Raw genomic sequence first — 7,431 nt, forward strand, 5'->3', positions numbered from 1 at the left:
TGACAGCCTAGTCGGGAAATGGTAAGAGCCATAGAATAGAAAAAATCCTGTAGGAAAGGAGGAGGTATGAAGCGGAAAAAGGGACTGGTTTTCATAGTTTCTTTTCTAAGTATTTTCGGGTTATTGGTTTTTGGCCCAGCCCGAATTGCACCGGCGGAAACCATCAACATCGGCTATACCGGGCCCCTGAGTGGGGGGGCTGCCAAGTATGGCCGCAATAACCTGGAAGGACAGGAGATGGCCGTTGACGAAATAAATACGGCCGGGGGGATCCAGGTTGCGGGAAAGCAATATACTTTTAAGGTCATCGCTCTGGATGACCGATACAAACCGGCGGACACGGTGACCAACGCTCGCCGGCTCGTGGAACTCCACAAGCCGCCGTTTGTCTTCTGCCCCCACAGCGGTGGTATCCTGGCCATGTTAAAATTCAACGAGCAAGAAAATTTTATCATTCACGGCTATACCGATAATCCTGCTATTCTCCTACAAGGAAGTAAGCTGTTAGTGAAAGCGCCCATGTCCATGGGATTTTACAATGCTGGGGTCATAGATCTTGGTTGGAAAAAAGGCTGGAGGAAGGGCGCGCTCCTTTGCGGAACCCACGAAGCCGGTAAGATGGCCGAAAAAACATTTGAAACATTATGGAAGGACCATGGGGGGGAAATCGTTACCAATGCCCCGGCCGACTACGGCAAGGTTACGGATTACTATCCCTATCTTACGAAAGTCTTAGCTGCCAAACCCGATTGTATCTTCCTCTACGGCCCCTCCGAGCCGTCTGCTATGATCATTTCCCAGGCGCGGGAACTCGGTTTTAAGGGGGGCTTTGTATTAGGTTCACAGTGCAAGTTAGATGAGATGGAAAAAGTAACCCCTTTAAAGCTTATATCCCCCAGTACCGGGGTTTGTCCGGTAGGATTGATGCCTCTGCCGCTCATGCAGGAATACTCGAAAAAGCATAAGGAAAAATTCGGCTCGATACCCACTTCGGAATCGGCGTTTAACTATGAGGTCATGTACATATTTGCCGAAGCGATGAAGAAAGCAGGGACCACCGCCAACCTGAATAAAATCATGGCGGCACTTCCCGAGGTCTTGCCCGTAGGGAAACATGCCATACGGGGCATCCACACCATGACCAAGGAAGGGCAATTTCTTTCCGGCTATTTTGCCATGGAAATCGCCGAAGGGAAATTTACCCAACCGATCGATATTGACCCGAGACCCTGGTATAAAAAATACGGTGCCACCTGGGTTCCTAAATAGTAAATCCTACCGCATTCAGCCAGTCAAATGAGGATTTCCCGGGGGGTGGTTGCAGAATCACCCCCTGAGGGGAAATTCTAAATAGAGGATTAACGATGGCGCTTTTTATACAGCAGGTATTGAATGGAATCATGCTGGGCAGCGTGTATTCTCTGGTGGCGCTGGGCCTTACTCTGGAATATGGGATCTTACATATTCCCAATTTTGCCCATGGCGCGTTGTACATGGCCGGCGCTTATTTTACCTTTTTACTCGCTACCAACCTGGGGCTTAACTTCTGGTTGGCCATGATCATCGCCATGGCTGCCCTGGCATTGATTGGGGTTCTTGTTGAAAGGATCGTTTATCGCCCTTTAATGTTGGAATCCCCCCTTAGCTCTTTCATCGCCGCGATTGGCCTCATCTTTATCTTCGTAGACGGGGCCCTGAATATCTTTGGTCCGGATTTCAAGCGGTTTCCGCCCATTCACACCGACGTGTTTCAATTCTTGGGCGTGACCATCACGTTGCAACGGATCATCATTGTCGTGGTCACAGCGGTTTTAATCGTGCTCCTGCACCTTTTTATCAAGAAAACAACCGTCGGAGCTACCATCGAGGCTACAGCCCAGGATCGGGAGGGCGCCCAACTAATGGGGATCAGTGTGAATCGCGTGCGAATGATCGTGTTTGCTTTGGGGACGGCCCTTGCTTCTGCGGCCGCTGCGCTGGTCGCGCCGATTCATCTTGTATATCCGGGTATGGGAGGGCCTGTGATCTTGAAAGCCTTTGTCATCATCATCCTGGGCGGTATGGGCAGCATTCCCGGGGCGATCATTGGCGGTTTTATGCTTGGCGTGGTGGAAAGCCTGAGCGGCGGGTATATCAGTACATCCTATAATGAAGTTTTTTCCTTTGGCGTTCTCGTTACCGTGCTGGCGATTAGACCGACAGGATTATTTGGGGGTAAATAATGGAGACCGCAGCCCGATTCTTCACCAACAAACGCCTCCTCTACCTTTTATTAATTGCCGGGGCGCTCCTGATTCCCTTGTTTGTGACCAGTCGATTTTATCTGCATATCTTAATCATGTGTTGCATCTGGGGGATAGCGGCTTCCTCGATGAATTTAATCATGGGCTACACGGGACAAGTGAACCTTGCCCATGGGGCCTTTTTTGGCATTGGGGCCTATAGTGGCGGCTTGCTCATGCTGAAATTGGGATTAAATTTTTGGCCCGCCTTGATTATCGCCTGCCTGATCACCGTGATTTTTGGATTCTTTATTGGTTTGCTTGCCTTTCGAACCAAAGGATCTTATTTTGCGATCGGGACGATGTGCTTCAATGTGATCGTAACCGTTATCATTGACAACTGGGAAGAGCTAACCGAAGGCGCCCGGGGGCTGCTCGGTATTCCCAAACCAGCTCCCATTCCCCTCCCTTTTGGTCAAGAAATCACTTTCACCTCCATTGCCGCCAATTATTATCTCGTCCTTTTCCTTCTCATCCTTACTTTGATCATCATTCACCGCGTCGTTAACTCCATGATGGGCAGATCTTTCATGGCCATTCGCGGGAATGAAGAGTTAGCAGAATCCCTTGGAATCAGTGCCTTGAAGACGAAGTTGGGATCATTGCTCATCAGCGTTTTTTTTGCGGGTTTGGCCGGGGTCTTCTATGCCTCCTATATTGGTTTTCTGAGCCCGGAGATATCCGACTATCATGTGACCTTCGAATTCCTAATCTTTTGCATGATCGGTGGCTTGGGAACGATGGTGGGGCCTTTAATCGGAGCTTTTATCCTGACCGTAATCAGTGAGCTTTTGCACGGAATTGCCTTTCCCCGTTTCGTTGCCTATGGATTCCTCCTGGTCATCATCGTTATCTTCCTCCGCGGGGGAATCGTCGGTGGAGTCAATTTGTTATGGGTTAGCCTTACGGGTAAGGGGGGGAGATGAGCGCCAAGCTTCTCGAAGTGCAAGGATTATGCAAGGATTTTGGCGGGCTGAGAGCCGTTGACGATCTTGACTTTTATATTCAGGAAGGTGAGATTTTTAGCATCATTGGTCCTAATGGATCAGGAAAAACAACCTTGTTTAATGTCATTACCGGTTTTCATCAGGCCACGAGAGGAAAGGTGGTCTTTGCCGGGGAAAATATTACTAACCTGAAGCCTTTCCGGATTGCCCAAAAAGGAATTGCCCGAACTTTTCAAATCACTGCCGTTTTCAGCCGGGATACGGTCCTGGATAATTTGATTATCGGACATCGCCTGCGAATCAGAGCGGCTCTCCTGGGGACTATATTGGGGGGGCGTCGTCACAGCCAAGAGGAAGCAGAATGCCGGCAAAAGGCCGAAGAGCTATTGGAATTCGTTGGGTTAACCCATGAACGGAAGATGATCGCCGGCAATCTCACTCAAGAAGCTCAAAAGCGGTTATCCATAGGCATGGCCTTAGCCACTGAACCCCAATTACTTCTGCTGGATGAACCCACCGGTGGAGTTAATTTAAGGGAGATTAGTAGCCTGATCACCCTCATCGAAAAGATCAAGGAGAAAAGGATCACTATAGTCCTTATCGAGCACAAAATGAAGGTAGCGATGGAACTACCCGACCGCATAATGGTTCTTAGCTATGGGCGAAAGATTACCGAAGGGACGCCCAAAGAAGTCGGCCAGGACCAACGAGTAATCGAAGCTTACCTGGGGAAAAGCTATGCTGCTAAGAGTGCATGAAATAGAAACCTACTATGGTAGGGCTCAGGCTTTGAAGGGAATATCCATGGAAGTGGCCAAAGGGGAGTTGATCACCATTCTCGGTGCCAATGGGGCTGGGAAAACAACCCTCCTCAGGACCATTTCGGGATTTATCCAGCCCAAAAAAGGATCGGTTGAATTTGAGGGCAAGAAGATCGAACATTTGGATCCTGAGGCCGTCGTCAGGCTGGGCCTTTCTCACTGTCCCGAAGGGAGAAAACTTTTCCCGCAAATGACGGTATTTAAAAACCTGATCCTGGGCGCTTATGTTCGCAGGGAGGATCAAGAGGGGATCAAGGAGACCATGGAGAAGGTTTTTGATCTTTTTGCTGTACTCAAAGAAAGAAAGGAACAGCAGGCGGGAACGTTAAGCGGCGGCGAGCAACAGATGCTGGCCATCGGGCGAGCCCTGATGTCTGTACCAAAATTATTGATGCTCGATGAGCCCTCCTTGGGAATTGCCCCCTTACTCGTTGTCCGGATCTTTGAGGTCATCAAAGAAATAAACCGGGGAGGAACGACGATCCTCCTCGTGGAACAAAATGCAGCGGTCGCTTTAAACATCGCCGACCGTGGCTATGTGATGGAAACCGGAGAGATCGTTCTTGCCGGAAAAGCCCAACAGTTGCTGAACGAAGAAAAAGTAAAACAGGCATACCTTGGGGTGTAAGGTTTCCTTTGGTGGGAGGAACGTTAGAAGACATGGAAAAGCCGTGGCTTAAATTCTACGAACCGGGAGTGCCTCATCATATCCAATATCCAGATATCCCTTTGTATCGGTTTCTGGATAACGCGGTAAGGGATTTTCCCGAAAAGGAAGCCATCATTTTTCAGGGCCGCAAGATCACCTATCGTCAGCTGGGAGAAGAGGCGGCCAACGTGGCTTCGGGCCTTGCCCAGAGAGGCCTGAAGAAGGGGCAGCGCATGGCCATTATGCTCCCCAATTGCCCCCAGTATATAGCAGCCTACTACGCCATCCTCAAAATCGGCGGGATCGTCGTCAATGTGAGTCCGATGTATGTCGAGAGAGAGTTGGAATTCCAGCTGAAGGATGCCGGGGCGGAATCCATCTTGGCCCTGATAGATTTTTACCCCCGATTGGAAGCGGTGAGGAAAAAAATCCCCCTGAAGACCATCATCCTTACTGATCTCCATGAGACAGGCGGTGAAAGGACTGGGCAAAAAGCGGGAACAGCCGCGGCCAAGGGGGTTTACGAATATGCAGAGGTAGTCGAAATGGGAAGGCGCCTGCCTCCGCCTTCTGTCCAGGTGAACCCCGACGAGGTGGCCCTCCTGCAATATACGGGGGGTACCACGGGCTTCAGCAAAGGGGCCATGCTGACCCACCGGAACCTGGTCTCCGATGTCCTGCAATGTGTCAGCTGGAACCAGGATGCAGTGAAAGGACAGGAGAGAATGCTCGCGGTCCTTCCCCTTTTTCATGTTTACGGGATGACCGTGGCCATGAATGAGGCCATTGAATTAGCCGCCACCATCATCCTTTTGCCCCGCTTCAACGTGGACGAGGCTTTGGAGGCCATCAATCTTTACCAGCCCACCCGCTTTCCCGGGGTTCCCACCATGTACATGGCGATTATCAACCATCCCCAAGTTAAAAAATATAACATCTCCTCGATTCGGGTGTGCAGTTCGGGCTCCGCTCCCATGCCCATCGAAGCCCAAAAGCGTTTTGAAGAGTTAACGGGCGCGAAAATTAGCGAGGGGTATGGTCTGACCGAAGCTTCCCCGGTGACCCATGCCAACCCCTTCCTGGGAAAACGCAAACTTGGCAGCATCGGATTGCCCCGGCCCGATACAGACGCCAAAATCGTCGACCTGGAAACAGGAGAGAAAGACCTTCCCCCGGGGGAGGAAGGGGAACTGTGCATCCGGGGTCCCCAGGTCATGCTGGGCTATTGGAATCGGCCGGAAGAGACCAAGAAGACTCTGCGCAATGGGTGGCTCTATACCGGGGATATCGGCCGTATGGATGAGGAAGGCTATTTCTACATCGTCGACCGGAAAAAAGACATGATCATCTGCAGCGGTTATAATGTCTATCCCCGGGAAATCGAAGAAGTCCTATACCAATACCCGAAAATCCAGGAGGCCTGCATCGTGGGAGTGCCGGACCCGTATCGGGGCGAAACGGTCAAAGCGTTTGTGGTTTTGAAAGAAAAAGAACAGGCTACCGCAGAAGAGATCATCGAATTTTGCCAGAAAAATATGGCCAGGTTTAAAGTTCCCACCGTCGTTGAATTTAGAAAAGAACTTCCCAAATCGCACGTAGGGAAAGTGCTGAGGAAGATCCTGCGAGAAGAAGAGGAGACGAAGAAAAGCTCCATTCGCCCAAGCTGATCCCCCCATTCACCATTTTCCCAAAGGCAACTTGATGTCTACGGCTTGATATCGCTGCCGGCTTTGCGCCGGATCATCCGCTTCACCTTATATTCCAAGACCCCTTCGCCATTTTGATTAATCACCCGATGACGGAAGGTGACAATTCCCCTGTCCGGTTTTTGCGTTTCTCTCTTTTCGATCACTTCGACTTCAACTCCGATGGTATCTCCGACAAACACGGGCTTTAGAACTTGCAGCTCCATTCCTAAAAAGGCCATGCCCGTATGATGGAGGATTCCGGAAAGTATGGTTAGACCTTCCGCATAAGCAAGGGACAAAGCTCCCGGGACAATTCGCCTTCCAAAGGCTGTCTTGGTTTCGACATACCCTTGATCCAGAAAGAGAGGCTCAAAAAAGCCGCATAGCGTCATAAAATTTACTAGATCAGTTTCTGTTATCGTTCGTTTGTGGGTCTTAAATATTTTTTCCGGGGCAAAATCCTCAAAGTAAATGCCTTCCAAGGACATAAGTCCTCCTTTTTTATTGATTGGCGGATCTCGAATTGAATTGTTTGAAACTCGCCTTGGGGTGAGTTGAGTATATGAAAAAGAGTATTGCGGGTCAAGAAGAAACCCCGGATCCGTTCATCTTAGTCCCGCCTGCGGCGGGATCACTTTAGGAACTTAATTTGACCTACCACACACGTCCCCCTGAAGAAAGGCAAAGTATTTAAATAAGTCGTTCTTATACCAGATCATTTGCTTACCAACAAATGCGAGAGCCGTCCCACAAACCCACGGTTTCCGCATCGTGAGAAGCAATTGAAGTCAGGACCAGATTTCTTTTGACAGTCGGTGCTCAATTGTAGTAGCTCTAGGACATATCAATAAGCAAGTCTTTTAATGGGTGGCCCCGGATTCCCGTCTTCAGATATCCGCCGGGCTCTTTACTGAGAGCCCGGGCCTGTTCAGTACGTGAGTGTAGATCATGGTGGTGACGACATTGGCATGTCCCAACAGTTCCTGCACCGTGCGGATGTCATAACGCGCTTCAAGAAGATGCGTGGCAAAGGAGTGGCGCAAG

8 protein-coding genes are annotated in these 7,431 nt (G+C 50.1%); 6 read left to right on the plus strand and 2 right to left on the minus strand.

All coding sequences use genetic code 11. The annotated features are described in order from the left end of the window. Positions 1 to 66 precede the first annotated feature (66 nt). The 6 genes from Q7V48_01430 (at position 67) to Q7V48_01455 (ending at position 6,366) form a co-directional block, all read left to right on the plus strand. Complete coding sequence (locus Q7V48_01430; protein MDO9209402.1) at positions 67 to 1,269, plus strand: ABC transporter substrate-binding protein; 1,203 nt, start codon at positions 67 to 69, stop codon at positions 1,267 to 1,269. A 95-nt stretch (positions 1,270 to 1,364) separates the two neighbouring features. Continuing rightward, positions 1,365 to 2,222 carry a branched-chain amino acid ABC transporter permease gene (locus Q7V48_01435; GenBank protein MDO9209403.1) on the plus strand — a complete coding sequence of 286 codons (858 nt, stop codon included), beginning with the start codon at positions 1,365 to 1,367 and terminating at the stop codon, positions 2,220 to 2,222. Beyond that, positions 2,222 to 3,208, plus strand: a complete 987-nt coding sequence (locus tag Q7V48_01440; GenBank protein MDO9209404.1) for a branched-chain amino acid ABC transporter permease — start codon at positions 2,222 to 2,224, stop codon at positions 3,206 to 3,208. Before Q7V48_01435 ends, Q7V48_01440 begins: the two co-directional genes overlap by 1 nt. Continuing rightward, positions 3,205 to 3,987: an ABC transporter ATP-binding protein gene (locus tag Q7V48_01445; GenBank protein ID MDO9209405.1), complete on the plus strand. Its 783-nt coding sequence runs from the start codon at positions 3,205 to 3,207 to the stop codon at positions 3,985 to 3,987. Before Q7V48_01440 ends, Q7V48_01445 begins: the two co-directional genes overlap by 4 nt. Continuing rightward, complete coding sequence (locus tag Q7V48_01450) at positions 3,971 to 4,678, plus strand: ABC transporter ATP-binding protein (GenBank protein MDO9209406.1); 708 nt, start codon at positions 3,971 to 3,973, stop codon at positions 4,676 to 4,678. The genes Q7V48_01445 and Q7V48_01450 overlap by 17 nt, the downstream gene beginning before the upstream one ends. Positions 4,679 to 4,710: 32 nt before the next feature. After that, positions 4,711 to 6,366 (plus strand): long-chain fatty acid--CoA ligase, encoded by a 1,656-nt coding sequence (locus Q7V48_01455; GenBank protein ID MDO9209407.1) that lies wholly within the window; start codon positions 4,711 to 4,713, stop codon positions 6,364 to 6,366. A gap of 38 nt (positions 6,367 to 6,404) precedes the next feature. Here Q7V48_01455 and Q7V48_01460 read toward each other — a convergent pair whose 3' ends face one another. Both Q7V48_01460 and Q7V48_01465 read right to left on the minus strand, forming a co-directional pair. Beyond that, positions 6,405 to 6,875 (minus strand): MaoC/PaaZ C-terminal domain-containing protein, encoded by a 471-nt coding sequence (locus Q7V48_01460; protein MDO9209408.1) that lies wholly within the window; start codon positions 6,873 to 6,875, stop codon positions 6,405 to 6,407. A gap of 399 nt (positions 6,876 to 7,274) precedes the next feature. Further along, positions 7,275 to 7,431 (minus strand): tyrosine-type recombinase/integrase (locus tag Q7V48_01465; protein MDO9209409.1); only part of this gene is annotated, 157 nt, incomplete at its 5' end.

It is taken from the genome of Deltaproteobacteria bacterium (genome assembly GCA_030654105.1).
In the GTDB taxonomy this organism is placed as follows: domain Bacteria; phylum Desulfobacterota; class SM23-61; order SM23-61; family SM23-61; genus JAHJQK01.

Bases quoted from the DNA above. Each gene is read 5' to 3' on its own strand.
- Q7V48_01430 (MDO9209402.1), top strand. From the start codon at position 67: ATGAAGCGGAAAAAGGGACTGGTTTTCATAGTTTCTTTTCTAAGTATT.
- Q7V48_01435 (MDO9209403.1), top strand. From the start codon at position 1,365: ATGGCGCTTTTTATACAGCAGGTATTGAATGGAATCATGCTGGGCAGC.
- Q7V48_01440 (MDO9209404.1), top strand. From the start codon at position 2,222: ATGGAGACCGCAGCCCGATTCTTCACCAACAAACGCCTCCTCTACCTT.
- Q7V48_01445 (MDO9209405.1), top strand. From the start codon at position 3,205: ATGAGCGCCAAGCTTCTCGAAGTGCAAGGATTATGCAAGGATTTTGGC.
- Q7V48_01455 (MDO9209407.1), top strand. From the start codon at position 4,711: ATGGAAAAGCCGTGGCTTAAATTCTACGAACCGGGAGTGCCTCATCAT.
- Q7V48_01460 (MDO9209408.1), bottom strand. From the start codon at position 6,875: ATGTCCTTGGAAGGCATTTACTTTGAGGATTTTGCCCCGGAAAAAATA.